The organism is Streptomyces sp. ISL-94 (assembly GCF_018614075.1).
Classification (GTDB): domain Bacteria; phylum Actinomycetota; class Actinomycetes; order Streptomycetales; family Streptomycetaceae; genus Streptomyces.
Window position 1 is genome coordinate 1 of sequence record NZ_JAGGOZ010000032.1, and the last position, 17,104, is coordinate 17,104.

A 17,104-nucleotide genomic window follows, 5' to 3' on the forward strand; every position below is an offset into this window, starting at 1 on the left:
CATCGCGAAGCGACGCGACCGAAGGGAGCGCCCTTGAGGGACCGGCCCGAACCGGAGAGACGATGAGACTGACGGGAAACCCCCAAACCCTCACCGCTTCCGACCCACTCGGGTCCCGACCCCCGAAGCCCCGACCCGCCGGGCGAACCCGCCCGAGGGGATGTGGCCGGGCCCGGCCCCGCTCGACAATCTGCCGGGTCTCGGTTGCACCGCCGAGGGAGGCGGGTGGGCAGCCGCCGAGCGTGGGTGGGGCCCCGCCCGGCCCCTACCCCGCCACCCCCACCACCGGTGTGATCGTTGTTTCTGCTGGGCCTCGGGCGTCTGCCTCGCGTTGGCGTTCCGCGCTGTCGCTGATGCGGAGGAGGAGGGCGATCATGATCCAGTTGGCCAGGAGGGAGGAGCCGCCCTTGGCCAGGAAGGGGAGGGCCTTGCCCGTCAGGGGGATCAGGCCCGTGACGCCGCCCGCGACCACGAAGACCTGGAGGGCCAGGGCCGAGGCCAGGCCCACCGCCAGGAGTTTGCCGAAGGGGTCGCGGGCGCCGAGTGCCATGCGCAGGCCCCGCTGCACGAGGAGTGCGTACAGGAGCAGGACCGCCATGACCCCGGCCAGGCCGAGCTCCTCGCCCACCGTCGTCAGGATGAAGTCGCTGCGGCCCGCGAACTTGATCAGCTCCGGGTGGCCCATGCCGAGCCCCGTTCCGGACATGCCGCCCGTGCCGAAGCTGAACAGGGCCTGGGCCGACTGGTCCGAGGTGACCCCCGCCGGCCGGTTCTCCCAGTAGTAGGACAGGGGCTCCAGCCATGCCGCCACGCGCGCCTTGACGTGTGGTTCCGTCGAGCCCACCACGAAGGCGCCCAACGCCGCCATGAGCAGGCCGCACACGATCCAGCTGGTGCGCTCGGTGGCCACGTAGAGCATCACCACGAAGACGCCGAAGAAGATCAGCGAGGTGCCGAGGTCGCGCTCGAAGACCAGCACCAGCATCGAGACGATCCACACCGTGATGAGGGGGCCGAGCTGGCGCATCGGGGGCAGCCGCATGCCGAGGAACTTCCGGCCGGTCAGGGCCAGCGAGTCGCGGTGGATGACGAGGTAGCCCGCGAAGAAGATCGCGATCATGATCTTCACGAACTCGCCGGGCTGGAGTGAGAAGCCGAAGAGGATGATCCAGCGCTTGGCGCCGTAGGTGTCCGCGCCGAAGAACGCCGGCGCGATCAGCAGCACCAGCGCGACGGCCATCGTGATGTAGATGAAGCGCTGCAGCAGCCGGTGGTCGCGCAGCAGCGCCACCACCAGGATGCAGGCGGCGACCCCGACCACCGTCCACATCAGCTGGCCGGGTGCGTTGGCGTCCGAGTTGTACCGCTCGATGTACCCCTGGTCGAGCCGGTGGATCAGTACCAGCCCGAGCCCGGTCAGCAGCATGGCGAGCGGGAAGATCAGCGGATCCGCGTACGCCGCGAACCGGCGGATGCCCAGGTGCCCCACGAGCGAGAGCAGCGACATGCTGATCGCGAAGCCGGTGAGGTTGGGCGGCAGCTGGTCGTTCATGGCGAGGCCGGCGCAGGTGTGGCCGAAGACGGCGATGGCGACGACGAAGACCAGGAGCAGCGCCTCGGTGCGGCGGCGGGCGCCCGCCGCCGTCAGGGGTTTCAGTCCACGCACGGGATGCCGCCACCGTCCGCGGGGGCGGGTGAGGAGGGCGGCGGGGGTGATGCCTCACGCGAGGCCGGGGGCAGTGAGGGGCCGGCCTGGCCGGAGGAGGCTGAGAAGCCGGGTGGGGTGGAAACGGCGCCCGGTGGGGTGGAAGCGGCGCCCGGTGAGGTGGAAGTAGCGCCCGGCGAGGTGGAAGCGGCGCCCGGTGCGCTCGGGTTCGCGGTGGCCTTGGGCCCGATCTGCTCGGCAATGAGGCGCTTTATCTTCATATCGTCTACGACGTTGAGGTCCTCCCCACGGTTCCTTCCGAGTTCCTTCCGAACCCCCTGGGAGGAGGTGGTGAGAGGGGTCGGAGGCCGTCGGGATGACGCCATCAGCGGCGAAAATTGGCACTCCGCTTGACCGAGTGCTAATCGCCGGAATAGTGTCACACCTGGCACTCACCCCGGGTGAGTGCCAACACAGCGACAGGCAGGTCCGGCACCCGCGACGACGGATCGACCTGGTCGCCACCTCAGACAGTTAACCCCGGATCTCCGAAGGGGGAGGTCGGATCGTGACGACCGCCAGCTCCAAGGTTGCCATCAAGCCGCTTGAGGACCGCATTGTGGTCCAGCCGCTCGACGCCGAGCAGACCACGGCCTCTGGCCTGGTCATCCCGGACACTGCGAAGGAGAAGCCCCAGGAGGGCGTCGTCCTCGCGGTGGGCCCGGGTCGCTTCGAGGACGGCCAGCGTCTCCCGCTGGACGTCAGCGTCGGCGACATCGTGCTGTACAGCAAGTACGGCGGCACCGAAGTGAAGTACAGCGGCGAGGAATACCTCGTCCTCTCGGCTCGCGACGTGCTCGCGATCGTCGAGAAGTAATTCGCTTCTCCAGTTTTGTATTGAGCTGCGCCCCTGGTCACCCTGCTGATGCCGGGGGGCGAGGGGCGCAGTTCGTTCTAGGCGGTCGCGGTGAGCGGCCGAGGATCGCAACGAGAGGGCTGAACCGCTCCCATGCCGAAGATTCTGAAGTTCGATGAGGACGCCCGTCGCGCCCTCGAGCGCGGCGTCAACAAGCTCGCCGACACGGTCAAGGTGACGATCGGCCCCAAGGGCCGCAACGTCGTCATCGACAAGAAGTTCGGTGCGCCCACCATCACCAACGACGGTGTCACCATCGCCCGCGAGGTCGAGCTGGACGACCCGTACGAGAACCTGGGCGCCCAGCTCGTGAAGGAGGTGGCGACCAAGACCAACGACATCGCGGGTGACGGCACCACCACCGCCACCGTGCTGGCGCAGGCGCTGGTCCGCGAGGGTCTGCGCAACGTCGCCGCCGGCGCGTCCCCGGCCGCCCTGAAGAAGGGCATCGACGCCGCGGTCAAGGCCGTGTCCGAGGAGCTCCTCGCGACCGCCCGTCCGATCGAGGACAAGTCCGACATCGCCGCCGTGGCCGCGCTCTCCGCGCAGGACACCCAGGTCGGCGAGCTCATCGCCGAGGCGATGGACAAGGTCGGCAAGGACGGTGTCATCACCGTCGAGGAGTCCAACGCCTTCGGCCTGGAGCTGGAGTTCACCGAGGGCATGGCCTTCGACAAGGGCTACCTCTCCCCGTACATGGTCTCCGACCAGGAGCGTATGGAGGCCGTCCTCGACGACCCGTACATCCTGATCAACCAGGGCAAGATCTCCTCCATCCAGGACCTCCTGCCGCTGCTCGAGAAGGTCATCCAGGCCGGCGCCTCGAAGCCGCTGCTGATCATCGCCGAGGACGTCGAGGGCGAGGCGCTCTCCACCCTCGTCGTCAACAAGATCCGCGGCACCTTCAACGCGGTCGCCGTCAAGGCCCCCGGCTTCGGTGACCGTCGCAAGGCGATGCTCCAGGACATGGCCGCCCTCACCGGTGCCACCGTCATCGCCGAGGAGGTCGGCCTCAAGCTCGACCAGGCCGGTCTGGACGTACTGGGCTCCGCCCGCCGCGTCACGATCACCAAGGACGACACGGTCATCGTCGACGGTGGCGGCAGCCACGAGGACGTCGTCGGCCGCGTCAACCAGATCAAGGCCGAGATCGAGTCCACGGACTCCGACTGGGACCGCGAGAAGCTGCAGGAGCGCCTGGCGAAGCTCGCCGGCGGCGTCTGCGTCATCAAGGTCGGCGCCGCCACCGAGGTGGAGCTCAAGGAGAAGAAGCACCGCCTCGAGGACGCCATCTCGGCGACCCGCGCCGCGGTCGAGGAGGGCATCGTCTCCGGCGGTGGCTCCGCGCTCGTCCACGCCGTCAAGGTCCTCGAGGGCAACCTCGGCCTGACCGGCGACGAGGCCACCGGTGTCGCGGTCGTGCGCCGCGCCGCCGTCGAGCCGCTGCGCTGGATCGCCGAGAACTCCGGTCTCGAGGGTTACGTCATCACCGCGAAGGTCGCCGAGCTCGAGAAGGGCCAGGGCTTCAACGCCGCCACCGGCGAGTACGGCGACCTGGTCAAGGCCGGCGTCATCGACCCGGTGAAGGTCACCCGCTCCGCGCTGGAGAACGCCGCTTCCATCGCCTCCCTGCTGCTCACGACCGAGACCCTGGTCGTCGAGAAGCCGGCGGACGAAGAGGGCGACGCCGGTCACGGCCACGGTGGCCACGGCCACAGTCACTGACGCTGTCGCCAGTACGCGAGAGGCCCCGGTTCCGCCGTTTCGTACGGCGGGGCCGGGGCCTTCCCGTTGCCCCGTTCAGGGTCGGGGGCTCATGAACCCATCGACTTCATCGGGTCCATCCCCAGCTGGCGCATCATGCCCATGACGTCGTAGTGCCACCAGCCTTCGGCGATCATCCCGTCCTTGCAGCGGAAGGTCGTCTGGCCGGTCGCGCTGACCTTCTTGCCGGTGGGCGCGAGGCCCATGAACTCGCCCGTGTGCGTGGCGTTCCAGGTCCACATCGTGGTGACGAAGTCTCCTTCGGCGAGCTGCTCATCCTTGGTGAAGGTGAACTCGAAGCCGGACCGCCACATGGCGAGGTCCGCCATCAGGCCGTCGATCCCGCTGGTGTTCGGGTCGGCCTGGAAGATGTCGTGGTCGACGTAGTCGGAAGCGAAGATCTCCTCGGCGACCGACCGGTCCCCCGACATCGCCAACTCGTCGAACATTCGGTCCACGAGCATCTTGTTGAGGTTCTCGTCGCGGACCACGTCGAGGTTGGTGAAGGTCGGCATCCCCTCGCACAGCGCCACCATCTCCTGGAACATCGTGTCGGTCTCCGGGAGCTGAGAGTTCTTCATGGCGTCGTCGTACGAGGGGAATTCGACCACGTCCACGTAGTGGTTCTTTGCCTCGCGGTCCTTGCCCACGATGCTGTGGGTGACCGTGCGCTTGCCCTGGCTCTGCGAGACGTACCGGTCGAGCAGCTGGTTGAGGTCGTCCTGCCGACTGGTCTTGTAATCGATTATCTGTACGAATGTCATGGCGTCTCCCGGGCTGGTGTGGGACATATCCAGTTTAGGGAGATTTCGCCCATTCGGCCGGTTTGCCAGCGAGTTACGAGTCGCGGGCTACTGAGGCCCGTACTTGCGCCCCGTGCGCGAGGACACCCCGCCCAGCAGCCCGCGCGGCGTCAGCTTCACCACGCCCATCAGCGCCTTGTACCGCGGGTCCGGGATCGACACCGTCTTGCCCCGCGCCAGGTCGGCCAGGGCCGCCGCCACCAGCTTGTCGGCGTCGAGCCACATCCAGCCGGGGATGTTGTCGGTGCCCATGCCGGCGCGCTCGTGGAACTCCGTGCGCACGAATCCGGGGCACAGCGCCATCAGCCGCACCCCGGATCCCGACAGGTCCCTCGCCGCGCCCTGGGTGAACTGCACGACCCAGGCCTTGCTGGCCCCGTACGTGCCGCGCGGTACGAAGGCGGCCACCGACGCCACGTTGATCACGCCGCCGCGGCCGCGCGAGCGCATCGACGCGGTGGCCGCCGAGGTGAGCCGCAGCACCGCTTCGATGTGCACCTTCAGCATGGTCAGCTCGTCGGCCATCGACACTTCGAGGTAGCGGCCCTTGTTGCCGAAGCCCGCGTTGTTGACCAGCAGGTCCACCGGGTGCGTACGGTCGCCGAGGCGCTGCTCGACCGCCGCGATGCCCTCCTCCGTGGCGAGGTCGGCGGCCAGGACCTCGGCCTCGATGCCGTGCCGGTCGTGGAGTTCGGTGGCCTGCTCGCCGAGCCGCTTGGTGTCGCGTGCCACCAGCACCAGGTTGTGGCCCTGGGCGGCGAGCCGCCGGGCGAAGGCGGCGCCGATGCCCGCCGTGGATCCCGTAATCAACGCAGTCGTCATACGCGCAACCTAGTGCCAGGCGGCCGTTCTACTCAGCCCCGGCTCCGGCTGCGTGCTTCTCCAGGGCCCCGTACTTCTCCATGTAACGGCGCACGGTGTCGTGGGCCTGCGGCTCCATGGCCGCGCCCGCCGCCAGGGTGCGCGGCAGCAGGTCGTGCTGGGTGGTGAAGGCGCGGAACCACAGCTCCACCGTCACGTCGTGGTCCGGGCGGTGGACGACCTCGATGGTGTCGCCGGGGGAGACCCGCCCCTCCTCGATCACCCGCAGGTACGCGCCCGGCCGGCCCGCCTGGGTGAACCGCTTGACCCAGGCGCTTTCGCCGAGGACCCCCTGGAAGGTCCGGCACGGGATGCGGGCCGAGGCCACTTCGAGGAGCAGGTCCGCCCCGACCCGCCAGCGGTCGCCAAGGCGCGCGGTGTTCAGGTCTATGCCGGAGGTGGTGAAGTTCTCCCCGAAGAGCCCGCCGGGCAGTTCGCGGCCGAGCTCGCCCGCCCACCAGTCCAGGTCCTCGCGGGCGTACGCGTAGACGGCCTGGTGGTCGCCGCCGTGGTGGCGGCGGTCGCAGACTGCGTCGCCCTCCAGGCCGCTGCCGAGGCCGGTGGTCCTGGGGCCGGGGGCGGCGACGCGGACCGGCCCGGGGACGGGGCGCTTGCCGTGGCCGGTCATCCCGCCTTCCGCGTCGGTGTAGACGGCGGCCGCGGCGCGGCCGAGGTTCACGGAGATCAGATGCATGGGCCCCATGGGATCACGCCGGCCGGGCAGGCTCAAAGCCTTATTGGGTTATTCGCGTTGCCATCAAAGAGCGGCTTATGCTCGACGGGTGATCGAAGCACGTCATCTCCGGATTCTGCGCGCTGTCGCCGGGACCGGCTCCTTCTCCGCCGCCGCCCGCGAGCTCGGCTGCACCCAGCCGGCCGTCTCCCAGCAGATGAAGGCCCTGGAGCAGTCGGCCGGCACCCCGCTGCTCATCCGCACCGGCCGCGAGATGCGCCTGACCCAGGCCGGCGAGGCCCTGGTCCGGCACGCCGCGGGGATTCTGGCCGGGCTGACCGCGGCCGAGGAGGAGGTGGCGGCCATCGCCGGGCTGCGCGCGGGCCGGGTCCGGCTGGTCTCCTTCCCCAGCGGCAGCTCCACCCTGGTGCCCACCGCCCTCGCGGCGATGCGCGCCGAGCACCCGGGGACCCGTATCTCGCTGGTCGAGGCCGAACCGCCGCGCTCCGTGGAGATGCTGCGCGAGGGCGACTGCGACCTCGCGCTGGCCTTCCGCTACGGAGGGACCTCCGGATCCACCGCGGAGTGGGACGACCTCGTGGTGCGGCCGCTGCTCACCGACCGGCTCGTCGGGCTGGTCCCCGAGGGGCACCGGCTGGCCGGGGCCGAGCGGGTGGGCATGGCGGAGCTGGCCGACGAGCCCTGGATCGCGGGCTGTCCGCGCTGCCGCCGCCACTTGGTGGAGGTGTGCGAGGGCGCGGGCTTCACCCCGCGCATCGACTTCGCGACCGACGACTACCCGGCCGTGGTCGGTCTGGTGGGGGCCGGGCTGGGCGTCGCGGTGCTGCCGGAGCTCGCCGTGGAGTCCGTACGGGCCAAGGGCGTGAGCACGCTGACCGTGGAGCCGGCCGTCGAGCGGGAGGTCGTGGCGCTGACCCTGCCCGACCTGGCCAGGGTCCCGGCCGTGGCCGCGACCCTGGCCGAGCTGGAACGCGCCGCCGCGCGCTGACCGTACGGATGGTCTTCCGTACGGCCGAACGGGTGGCGTTCCGGGCGTGACGGCGACACGCCCGGATGTGCGGGAGGTCCAAACGATTCGAAGAAACGTTCCTTCAGGCGTTTCGTCGCGTTCCGGTCAGTGCGGCGGGATCGGGCCGATCGCACTCGACGCGGGGATCAGCCGGTGTCGTGCGCGACCCATCAGTTCCTCGCGCTCGTCCTCGGTGAGGCCGCCCCACACCCCGTAGGGCTCGCGGACGGCGAGTGCGTGCGCGGCGCATTCCGAACGCACCGGGCATCGCATGCAGACCTCTTTAGCCGAGGCCTCGCGCGCGCTCCTGGCCGCGCCCCGCTCGCCTTCCGGGTGGAAGAAGAGGGAGCTGTCGACCCCGCGGCAGGCAGCGAGGAGCTGCCAGTCCCAGAGGTCGGCGTTCGGGCCGGGGAGGCGGGAGAAATCTGCCATTGGTAGTCCTCTTGGGGCCGGTACTGAGGCGGATACGGTCCATGTCTCCACACCTACTGTCGTAGTAGATGTAAATATGACTCATTGGGAATCTAGCCTCAGACATGTGCGAAACGGAAGGAAAGCCGCCAAATAGGGCATAGCTCCAGATGGAGGGCAGATGACTTGTGGCGCCTGCGCCGTGTTCGCGTCCTCACGTAGAGTGCCGAACGTGTCCGTCCGACCCGTAACTCTTTCGAGTGACCATCGTTGAGAGTGCGAAGGCGGTTGAACCAAGAAGTTCTCGGACAGGTGTCCGGGAGCATCGACCGCACAGGTGACGATACGTACCAGCCTGGAGGCTCAAGGTGACGCGCATCAGCAGCTGCGGAGGGCGGTCATGACATCCGTCCTCGTCTGCGACGACTCCCCGCTTGCCCGAGAGGCGCTCCGTCGCGCGGTTGCCACCGTGCCCGGCGTCGAGCGTGTGACGACGGCTGCCAACGGCGAGGAAGTCCTCCGCCGCTGGGGTGCCGACCGCTCCGACCTGATTCTGATGGATGTACGGATGCCCGGGCTGGGCGGTGTGGAGACGGTCCGCCGGCTGCTCTCGGCCGATCCGGGCGCCCGCATCATCATGCTGACGGTCGCCGAGGACCTGGACGGCGTGGCCCTCGCGGTCGCCGCCGGCGCCCGGGGGTACCTGCACAAGGACGCCTCGCGCGCCGAACTGCGGGCCACGGTCACCCAGGCCCTGGCCGACCCGACCTGGCGACTGGCCCCGCGCCGGCTCCGCTCGGCCGAGATGGGCGCCGCGCCCACGCTCACCGCGCGCGAGATCCAGGTGCTGGAGGGCATGAGCCACGGCCGGTCCAACGCGGAGATCGGGCGCGAGCTCTTCCTCTCCGAGGACACGGTCAAGACGCACGCCCGCAGGCTGTTCAAGAAGCTCGGCGCCTCGGACCGGGCGCACGCCGTGGCACTCGGCTTCCGCTGGGGCCTGGTCCGCTGATCCCTGGGCCCCGCCGTGTCCGGTGCGCACCCGGGGATTGGCGGGGCACAATCCGGGGGACGTGTCGCTTCGTGCGCGATGCCGCATCCTTGAGGGTGTGCCGCATTCTTGGAGTGTGGGAGTCCTCGGGGACTATTCGGCCGAGCGGGAGGGGAGGGGTGCAGACGATGACTTCAGGCGCACCCGCTCATAACGCTTCGATGCACGAAAACGGCCGCGGTGCCGCGGAAGCTCCGGCGCCAAGGCACCATGGATTGATGCGCGACGACGAAGCCCTGGGGTCCCCCGCGGCCACAGGCCCGACCGGCGCCGCCAAAGGCGGCAGTGCCCCGGCCGTCAGCGCGCTCGTACACCGGGCGGTGGAGGGCGACGAGCAGGCCACGCACGATCTGCTCGCCTTCGTTCACCCGCTCGCGATCCGCTACTGCCGCACCCGGCTCTCCCGGCTTCCGGGTGACGCCCGCCACTTCGTGGAGGACCTGGCGCAGGAAGTCTGCGTCGCCGTCCTGATGGCACTGCCGCGCTACCGGGACACCGGGCGGCCCTTCGAGGCCTTCGTCTTCGCCATTGCCGCCCACAAGGTCGCCGACCTCCAGCGGGCCGCCATGCGGCACCCGGGCAGTACGGCCGTGCCGTCCGACGAGATGCCGGAGCGGCCCGACGACTCGCTGGGTCCGGAGGAGCGGGCACTGCTGAGCAGCGACGCCGCCTGGGCCAAGAAGCTGCTGGCCAACCTGCCGGACAACCAGCGTGAGCTCCTCGTCCTGCGGGTGGCCGTCGGGCTGACCGCCGAGGAGACCGGGCAGATGCTCGGGATGTCCCCCGGGGCGGTGCGGGTGGCCCAGCACAGGGCGCTCAGCAGGCTGCGGGCGCTCGCCGAGCAGTAGGGCCCGCGGGCTTGCTTGTAGGCGTGCAGGCGCGCGCAGGAGGAATTCCTCGCGGGAGCCTCCGTGGAAATCCCCCGAAGAAATCTCCGTAGGAAACTATGAAACTTCTGCTTGGCCTTGGTCGTGGAATGAGACGCGTCGGGATCCCGTTAGCATGGACATCCGCGCTGAGCAAGACCATTTGGGAAGGTGTCATGACCGCCGACGGAGTGCCCGACAAATTCGCCACGCTCGGACTGACCTACGACGACGTGCTGCTGCTGCCGGGCGCGTCGGACATGTCGCCTGACGCGATCGACACCTCTTCCCTCATCTCGCGCAACGTCCGTGTGAACGTTCCGCTGCTGTCCGCCGCCATGGACAAGGTCACCGAGGCCCGTATGGCCATCGCGATGGCCCGCCAGGGCGGCGTCGGCGTCCTGCACCGCAACCTCTCCATCGCCGACCAGGCCAACCAGGTCGACCTGGTCAAGCGCTCCGAGTCCGGCATGGTCACCGACCCGATCACGGTGCACCCGGACGCGACGCTGCGCGAGGCCGACGAGCTGTGCGCGAAGTTCCGCATCTCGGGCGTCCCGGTCACCGACCCGGCGGGCAAGCTGCTCGGCATCGTCACCAACCGCGACATGGCCTTCGAGTCGGACCGCAGCCGCCAGGTGCGCGAGGTCATGACCCCGATGCCGCTGGTCACGGGCAAGGTCGGCATCTCCGGCGTGGACGCCATGGAGCTGCTGCGCCGCCACAAGATCGAGAAGCTTCCGCTGGTCGACGACGCGGGCATCCTCAAGGGCCTCATCACGGTCAAGGACTTCGTCAAGGCCGAGCAGTACCCGAACGCCGCCAAGGACAAGGGCGGCCGGCTGCTCGTCGGCGCGGCCGTCGGCGTCGCCGGAGACGCGTACGAGCGCGCCCAGGCCCTGATCGAGGCGGGCGCCGACTTCATCGTCGTCGACACCGCCCACGGCCACTCCCGCCTGGTCGGCGACATGGTCGCCAAGATCAAGTCGAACTCCGGCGTGGACGTCATCGGCGGCAACGTCGCCACCCGCGACGGCGCCCAGGCGCTGATCGACGCCGGCTGCGACGGCATCAAGGTCGGCGTAGGCCCCGGCTCCATCTGCACCACCCGCGTCGTCGCCGGCATCGGCGTCCCGCAGGTCACCGCGATCTACGAGGCCGCGCTGGCCGCCAAGGCCGCGGGCGTCCCGGTCATCGGCGACGGCGGCCTCCAGTACTCCGGCGACATCGCGAAGGCCCTGGTCGCGGGCGCCGACACGGTGATGCTCGGCTCGCTGCTCGCGGGCTGCGAGGAGTCCCCGGGCGAGCTGCTCTTCATCAACGGCAAGCAGTTCAAGTCGTACCGCGGCATGGGCTCGCTCGGCGCGATGCAGTCCCGCGGCGACCGCCAGTCCTTCTCGAAGGACCGCTACTTCCAGGAGGGCGTGGGCGGCGACGACAAGCTCATCCCCGAGGGCATCGAGGGCCAGGTGCCCTACCGCGGCCCGCTTTCGGCGGTGGTGCACCAGCTCGTCGGCGGCCTGCGCCAGTCGATGTTCTACGTCGGCGGCCGCACCGTTCCGCAGCTGCAGGAGCGGGGCCGCTTCGTCCGGATCACCTCGGCGGGCCTCAAGGAGAGCCACCCGCACGACATCCAGATGACGGTGGAAGCACCGAACTACTCCCGCAAGGGATAGCAGCTCAGCAGCTCAGCCGAGAGGGGCGGGCCCGGGTGACCGGGTCCGCCCCTCTCGCGTGACCGTCCGTACAGCGGTCACCGGAACGCGGGTCCCCGGGGTTCGGGGATACTGGACGGGCAGACCCAGAGGAAAGGCCACCACACGTGACTGAGATCGAGATCGGGCGCGGCAAGCGCGGCCGCAGGGCGTACGCGTTCGACGACATCGCCATCGTCCCGAGCCGGCGGACCCGGGACCCGAAGGAGGTCTCGATCGCCTGGCAGATCGACGCGTACCGCTTCGAGCTCCCCTTCCTGGCCGCCCCCATGGACTCGGTCGTCTCCCCGCAGACCGCGATCCGCATCGGCGAGCTCGGCGGCCTCGGCGTGCTGAACCTCGAAGGCCTGTGGACCCGCTACGAGGACCCGCAGCCGCTGCTCGACGAGATCGCGGAGCTGGACGAGGATTCCGCCACCCGCCGCCTCCAGGAGATCTACTCGGCGCCGATCCAGGCGGACCTGATCCGGCAGCGCATCAAGGAGGTGCGCGACTCGGGTGTCGTCACCGCCGCCGCGCTGTCCCCGCAGCGCACCGCCGAGTTCTCCAAGGCCGTCGTGGAAGCGGGCGTGGACATCTTCGTGATCCGCGGCACCACCGTGTCGGCGGAGCACGTCTCCGGCGCCGCCGAGCCGCTGAACCTCAAGCAGTTCATCTACGAGCTCGACGTCCCGGTCATCGTCGGCGGCTGCGCCACCTACACGGCCGCCCTGCACCTGATGCGCACCGGCGCCGCGGGCGTCCTGGTCGGCTTCGGCGGCGGCGCCGCGCACACCACGCGCAACGTGCTCGGCATCCAGGTCCCGATGGCCACCGCCGTCGCCGACGTGGCCGCGGCCCGCCGCGACTACATGGACGAGTCCGGCGGCCGGTACGTGCACGTCATCGCCGACGGCGGCGTGGGCTGGTCCGGGGACATCCCGAAGGCCGTCGCCTGCGGCGCCGACGCGGTGATGATGGGCTCCCCGCTGGCCCGTGCCACGGACGCGCCCGGCAAGGGCAACCACTGGGGCATGGAGGCCGTCCACGAAGACGTGCCGCGCGGCAAGAAGGTCAACCTCGGCGTGGTCGGCACCACCGAGGAGATCCTCACCGGCCCGTCGCACACCATGGACGGCTCGATGAACATCTTCGGCGCTCTGCGCCGCTCGATGGCCACCACCGGCTACAGCGAGCTCAAGGAGTTCCAGCGGGTCGAGGTCACGGTCGCGGATTCGCAGCACAGCCGCTGACCGGCTCTTTTCCGTACGTACGCCGGAGGGCCGGCACCCCGAGCGGGGTGCCGGCCCTCCGGCGTCGGTCCGTGCGGGCCGGCTCAGAGCCCGAAGTACAGGCTTACGGCATGCTCGACCTCGGCCATCTCGTCCCGGTCGAGGTAGTGGACCGGGTCGCCGTGGATGTACGCGATGTCGACCGTACGGATCTGATCGACGAGCAGTCGCGTGAGAACGCCGGCGAATTCCAGCTGGGGCCGGAACGCGGCAGGCTGGGCGCTGGTCGACGTGGGGATGACCGTAGTCACGTTCCAGGGCATGGAGCTCGGACTGAGGACGAGCCCGTACCGCTTGCCGCGCTGTTCGTGCCCGCGCTTGGCGTCACCGAAGTCGACCCGGTAGACGGCACCCCGGATCACCAGGCATCCGCTTCGTCACTCAGGTCCTCGTCGGCGAGCCGCTCGGCGTCCGCGCGCGCCTTGGTGAGCCATACCTCCCGCTCCAGCAGCCGCAGGGCCCGCCGGATCACATCGCTCGTGCGCTCGCCCTCGCGCGTGGCCGCAGCGATGATGCGCTCGTCCTCTTCGGTGGGGCGGAACCCTATGGTCGTGGCCATGAAGCCAGGCTAGCGCGCTGTGCAACATCCGTCCAGCGAACGTTGCACAACGGCGCCCGGTTCTCAGAGGCGGTGGGCGGCGCCCGCCGGGCTGGCGCCACGGGTGTCCAGGAGCAACTGGGCCTTCACCGCGAGGCCTTGCAGGTCGTACGTGCGGTGGTGCTGGAGCAGGATCGTCAGATCGGCGTTGGCGGCGGCCTCGTACAACGATTCGGCACGGGGCACCGGCTGGTCCCTGACCCGCCAGCCCGCGATGAACGGGTCGTGGTAGCTGATCAGCGCGCCCAGGTCGAGGAGGCGGCTGGCGATCTCGCGGGCCGGGGAGCCCTCCTGGTCGGCGAGGTCGGGCTTGTAGGTGACGCCGAGGAGCAGGACGCGGGCGCCGCGCGCGGACTTGCCGTGCTCGTTCAGGAGGGTGGCGGAGCGCTGGATGACGTACTGCGGCATCCGGTTGTTGATCTCCTGCGCCAGGCCCACCATGCGCAGGGGGTGGCCGGGGGTGCGGGTGGTGTGGGGGAGGTAGTTCGGGTCGAGGGGCACGCTGTGGCCGCCGACGCCCGGGCCGGGGCGGAAGGCCTGGAAGCCGTACGGCTTGGTCTCGGCGCAGCGGATGACGTCCCAGAGGTCGACGCCGAGGTCGTGGCACAGGACCGCCATCTCGTTCATGAGGGCGATGTTGACGTGCCGGTAGTTGGTTTCCAGGAGCTGTACGGTCTCGGCCTCGCGCAGGCCTCGGGCGCGGACCACCTTCTCGGTGAGCCGGGCGTAGAAGGCGTGCGCGGACTCCGTGCAGGCGGGGGTGAGGCCGCCGATCACCTTGGGGGTGTTGGAGATGCCGTGGGTGCGGTTGCCCGGGTCGAGGCGGCTGGGGGAGTAGGCCAGGTGGAAGTCCCGGCCCGCCCGGAGTCCGGAGCCCTCTTCGAGGATGGGGCGGAGGTAGTCCTCGGTGACGCCCGGGTGGGCGGCGGATTCGAGGATCACCGTGGTGTGGGGGCGCAGGCGGGCGGCGAGCGCGTGGCCGGCCTCGCCGACGGCCGAGAGGTCGAGTGCGCGATCGGCGCCGAGCTGGGTAGGGGCGCAGATGACGGCGGTGCGGACCCTGCCCAGCTCGGCGGGGTTGGTGGTGACCCGGAAGCCGGCCGCCGACATGCGGCGGATCTCGGCGGCGGTGAGGGTGGAGTCCGTGACCGGACCGCTGTCGTAGCCGACCGTCTCGATCCCGGCGGCGACGGCCGCCTGGGCGAGGGGGAGGCCGAGATGGCCGAGTCCGATGACGGCGAGATCTGCGGGCATGGGGGTGCCGTCCCTTCCCTGACATGAGGGGGATGCGCGCGCAAGCCCTGTGGACAGGAGGAGCCCCGAAAAGCTGGCGCAATGTCAGGTTAGGCGTATATATGACAGATATGCCGCATTCTCGAGTGATGGTCGTCCTTGTGTTGTCCACAGGCGGTGGCTGATGTGGGCGCGGGCGGTCAGAATCATGAAAACGGGGGATGTGAGCGGGATCACCCGCAGCTACGGGAGGCAGCCGTGAGGACAGCGACACTGGGGCCGGCGCAGCGCGCCGAGGCCCTCGCCCGGATGGCCGAGCGGGAACTGGACCTGCTGGTGGTGGGCGCGGGAGTGGTCGGCGCGGGCACCGCGCTCGACGCGGTGACCAGAGGCCTGTCGACGGGGCTGGTGGAGGCGCGCGACTGGGCGTCCGGCACGTCCAGCCGGTCGAGCAAGCTCATCCACGGCGGGCTCAGGTACCTGGAGATGCTCGACTTCGCCCTCGTACGGGAGGCGCTGAAGGAGCGCGGGCTGCTCCTGGAGCGCCTCGCCCCGCACCTGGTGAAGCCGGTGCCCTTCCTGTACCCCTTGCAGCACAAGGGCTGGGAGCGGCTCTATGCGGGCTCGGGCGTCGCCCTGTACGACGCGATGTCGGTCTCCAGCGGCCACGGGCGGGGCCTGCCGGTCCACCGGCACCTGTCGCGCAAGCGCGCGCTGCGGGTGGCGCCGGCCCTGCGCAAGGACGCGCTGGTCGGAGCCCTCCAGTACTACGACGCCCAGATGGACGACGCGCGGTACGTGGCCACGCTGGTGCGGACGGCCGCGGTGTACGGGGCGCATTGCGCCAACCGGGCGAGGGTGGTCGGCTTCCTGCGCGAGGGCGAACGGGTGGTCGGCGCGCGGGTGCGGGACGTCGAGGGCGGCGGTGAGTACGAGATCCGCGCGAAGCAGGTCGTGAACGCCACCGGGGTGTGGACGGACGACACGCAGGCGCTGATCGGGGAGCGCGGGCAGTTCCACGTACGGGCGTCGAAGGGCATCCACCTGGTCGTGCCGAAGGACCGGATCCATTCGAGCACCGGCCTGATCCTGCGGACCGAGAAGTCGGTGCTGTTCGTCATCCCGTGGGGGCGGCACTGGATCGTGGGGACGACGGACACCGACTGGGACCTGGACAAGGCGCACCCGGCGGCGTCGAGCGCGGACATCGACTACCTGCTGGAGCATGTGAACTCGGTGCTGGCGGTGCCGCTGACGCGCGACGACGTCCAGGGTGTGTACGCGGGCCTGCGGCCGCTGCTGGCCGGGGAGTCGGACGCCACGAGCAAGCTGTCGCGCGAGCACACGGTGGCGCACCCGGTGCCGGGGCTGGTGGTGGTGGCGGGCGGCAAGTACACGACGTACCGGGTCATGGCGAAGGACGCGGTCGACGAGGCGGTGCACGGGCTGGACCAGCGGGTGGCGGAGTGCGTGACGGAGGACGTGCCGCTGGTGGGAGCGGAGGGGTACCGGGCGCTGTGGAACGGGCGGGCCAGGCTGGCGGCCCGCACGGGTCTTCATGTGGTGCGGGTGGAGCACCTGTTGAACCGGTTCGGGTCGCTGACGGAGGAACTGCTGGACCTCATCGCCGTCGATCCGGGGCTGGGCGAGCCGGTGACCGGGGCGGAGGACTACCTGCGGGCGGAGATCGTGTACGCCGCCTCGCACGAGGGCGCACGGCACCTGGACGATGTGCTGACGCGGCGGACGCGGATCTCGATCGAGACCTTCGACCGGGGGACGCGGTCGGCGCGGGAGTGCGCGGAGTTGATGGCGCCGGTGCTGGGGTGGGACAAGCAGCAGATCGAGAAGGAAGTGGAGCACTACGAGAAGCGGGTTCAGGCGGAGCGGGAATCGCAGCGCCAGCCGGACGACCAGACGGCGGACGCGGCGCGGCTGGGGGCGCCCGACATCGTTCCGTTGTAAGTCCGGGATGCGGAAAGGGGAACCGCGGACCCGGGGCGCCCGTCCGTTGCGGAGTGAGGAACAATGAGGGTTCTGCCGGGGCGGGTTACCGCGGACCCCGGCCGCCGGGTCGCTCGGCCGCCGGGTCGCTCGGCCGCTGGGGCAGGCGGAGCAGCGGCACGATCGCAGAGGGGACGCATGTCGAAGCCGGAGACGCCTGCGGCGAAGCCTGTGGCTGAGCCTGCCGGGCCTGAGGACGCGCACTCGGTGCCTGCCGAGGCGCCTGCGGCGAAGCCTGGGTTGAAGTCGGTGGCTGGGGCTGA

Annotated in this window: 16 protein-coding genes; 8 read left to right on the forward strand and 8 right to left on the reverse strand. The window is 70.2% G+C overall.

Annotated features, from left to right (window positions below; all coding sequences use genetic code 11):
- Positions 1-265 precede the first annotated feature (265 nt).
- Entirely contained in the window at positions 266-1,666 is a 1,401-nt protein-coding gene (locus J7E94_RS12900) for an FtsW/RodA/SpoVE family cell cycle protein (RefSeq protein ID WP_215015124.1), read from the reverse strand.
- A gap of 547 nt (positions 1,667-2,213) precedes the next feature.
- Between J7E94_RS12900 and groES the strand changes: the two genes are divergently transcribed.
- Both groES and groL read left to right on the forward strand, forming a co-directional pair.
- Positions 2,214-2,522 carry a co-chaperone GroES gene (gene groES / locus J7E94_RS12905; protein ID WP_030230757.1) on the forward strand — a complete coding sequence of 103 codons (309 nt, stop codon included), beginning with the start codon at positions 2,214-2,216 and terminating at the stop codon, positions 2,520-2,522.
- A gap of 132 nt (positions 2,523-2,654) precedes the next feature.
- Entirely contained in the window at positions 2,655-4,286 is a 1,632-nt protein-coding gene (gene groL, locus J7E94_RS12910) for a chaperonin GroEL (RefSeq protein ID WP_215015125.1), read from the forward strand.
- Between the two features lie 89 nt (positions 4,287-4,375).
- Here the strand turns inward: groL and J7E94_RS12915 are convergent, their stop codons facing one another.
- The 3 genes from J7E94_RS12915 to J7E94_RS12925 all read right to left on the reverse strand — a co-directional run bounded on the left by J7E94_RS12915 (position 4,376) and on the right by J7E94_RS12925 (position 6,683).
- Positions 4,376-5,089 (reverse strand): ester cyclase, encoded by a 714-nt coding sequence (locus tag J7E94_RS12915; protein ID WP_215015126.1) that lies wholly within the window; start codon positions 5,087-5,089, stop codon positions 4,376-4,378.
- Positions 5,090-5,176: 87 nt separating this feature from the next.
- Positions 5,177-5,950: an SDR family oxidoreductase gene (locus J7E94_RS12920; RefSeq protein WP_215015127.1), complete on the reverse strand. Its 774-nt coding sequence runs from the start codon at positions 5,948-5,950 to the stop codon at positions 5,177-5,179.
- Positions 5,951-5,978: 28 nt separating this feature from the next.
- On the reverse strand, positions 5,979-6,683 hold the full coding sequence (locus J7E94_RS12925; RefSeq protein WP_215015128.1) for an MOSC domain-containing protein: 705 nt from the start codon (positions 6,681-6,683) through the stop codon (positions 5,979-5,981).
- Positions 6,684-6,771: 88 nt separating this feature from the next.
- Between J7E94_RS12925 and J7E94_RS12930 the strand changes: the two genes are divergently transcribed.
- A complete protein-coding gene (locus J7E94_RS12930; protein WP_215015130.1) occupies positions 6,772-7,671 on the forward strand; it encodes a LysR family transcriptional regulator in 900 nt (299 codons plus the stop codon).
- 126 nt (positions 7,672-7,797) lie between these two features.
- Here the strand turns inward: J7E94_RS12930 and J7E94_RS12935 are convergent, their stop codons facing one another.
- Entirely contained in the window at positions 7,798-8,124 is a 327-nt protein-coding gene (locus tag J7E94_RS12935; RefSeq protein ID WP_215015132.1) for a WhiB family transcriptional regulator, read from the reverse strand.
- A 379-nt stretch (positions 8,125-8,503) separates the two neighbouring features.
- Here J7E94_RS12935 and J7E94_RS12940 point away from each other — a divergent pair, with 379 nt between their 5' ends.
- The 4 genes from J7E94_RS12940 to J7E94_RS12955 all read left to right on the forward strand — a co-directional run bounded on the left by J7E94_RS12940 (position 8,504) and on the right by J7E94_RS12955 (position 12,967).
- Complete coding sequence (locus J7E94_RS12940) at positions 8,504-9,115, forward strand: response regulator transcription factor (RefSeq protein WP_003948568.1); 612 nt, start codon at positions 8,504-8,506, stop codon at positions 9,113-9,115.
- A 257-nt stretch (positions 9,116-9,372) separates the two neighbouring features.
- Complete coding sequence (locus J7E94_RS12945; RefSeq protein WP_251056596.1) at positions 9,373-10,002, forward strand: sigma-70 family RNA polymerase sigma factor; 630 nt, start codon at positions 9,373-9,375, stop codon at positions 10,000-10,002.
- A 194-nt stretch (positions 10,003-10,196) separates the two neighbouring features.
- Positions 10,197-11,696 carry an IMP dehydrogenase gene (gene guaB, locus J7E94_RS12950; RefSeq protein ID WP_215015134.1) on the forward strand — a complete coding sequence of 500 codons (1,500 nt, stop codon included), beginning with the start codon at positions 10,197-10,199 and terminating at the stop codon, positions 11,694-11,696.
- Between the two features lie 146 nt (positions 11,697-11,842).
- Positions 11,843-12,967: a GuaB3 family IMP dehydrogenase-related protein gene (locus tag J7E94_RS12955; protein WP_215015135.1), complete on the forward strand. Its 1,125-nt coding sequence runs from the start codon at positions 11,843-11,845 to the stop codon at positions 12,965-12,967.
- A gap of 83 nt (positions 12,968-13,050) precedes the next feature.
- Here J7E94_RS12955 and J7E94_RS12960 read toward each other — a convergent pair whose 3' ends face one another.
- The 3 genes from J7E94_RS12960 to J7E94_RS12970 form a co-directional block, all read right to left on the reverse strand.
- Complete coding sequence (locus J7E94_RS12960; RefSeq protein WP_374224432.1) at positions 13,051-13,368, reverse strand: type II toxin-antitoxin system PemK/MazF family toxin; 318 nt, start codon at positions 13,366-13,368, stop codon at positions 13,051-13,053.
- Positions 13,365-13,565, reverse strand: a complete 201-nt coding sequence (locus J7E94_RS12965; RefSeq protein WP_215015136.1) for a hypothetical protein — start codon at positions 13,563-13,565, stop codon at positions 13,365-13,367. Before J7E94_RS12965 ends, J7E94_RS12960 begins: the two co-directional genes overlap by 4 nt.
- Before the next feature lie 63 nt (positions 13,566-13,628).
- Positions 13,629-14,858: a nucleotide sugar dehydrogenase gene (locus J7E94_RS12970; protein WP_215015137.1), complete on the reverse strand. Its 1,230-nt coding sequence runs from the start codon at positions 14,856-14,858 to the stop codon at positions 13,629-13,631.
- 237 nt (positions 14,859-15,095) lie between these two features.
- Here J7E94_RS12970 and J7E94_RS12975 point away from each other — a divergent pair, with 237 nt between their 5' ends.
- Positions 15,096-16,802: a glycerol-3-phosphate dehydrogenase/oxidase gene (locus tag J7E94_RS12975; RefSeq protein WP_215015138.1), complete on the forward strand. Its 1,707-nt coding sequence runs from the start codon at positions 15,096-15,098 to the stop codon at positions 16,800-16,802.
- Positions 16,803-17,104 lie beyond the last annotated feature (302 nt).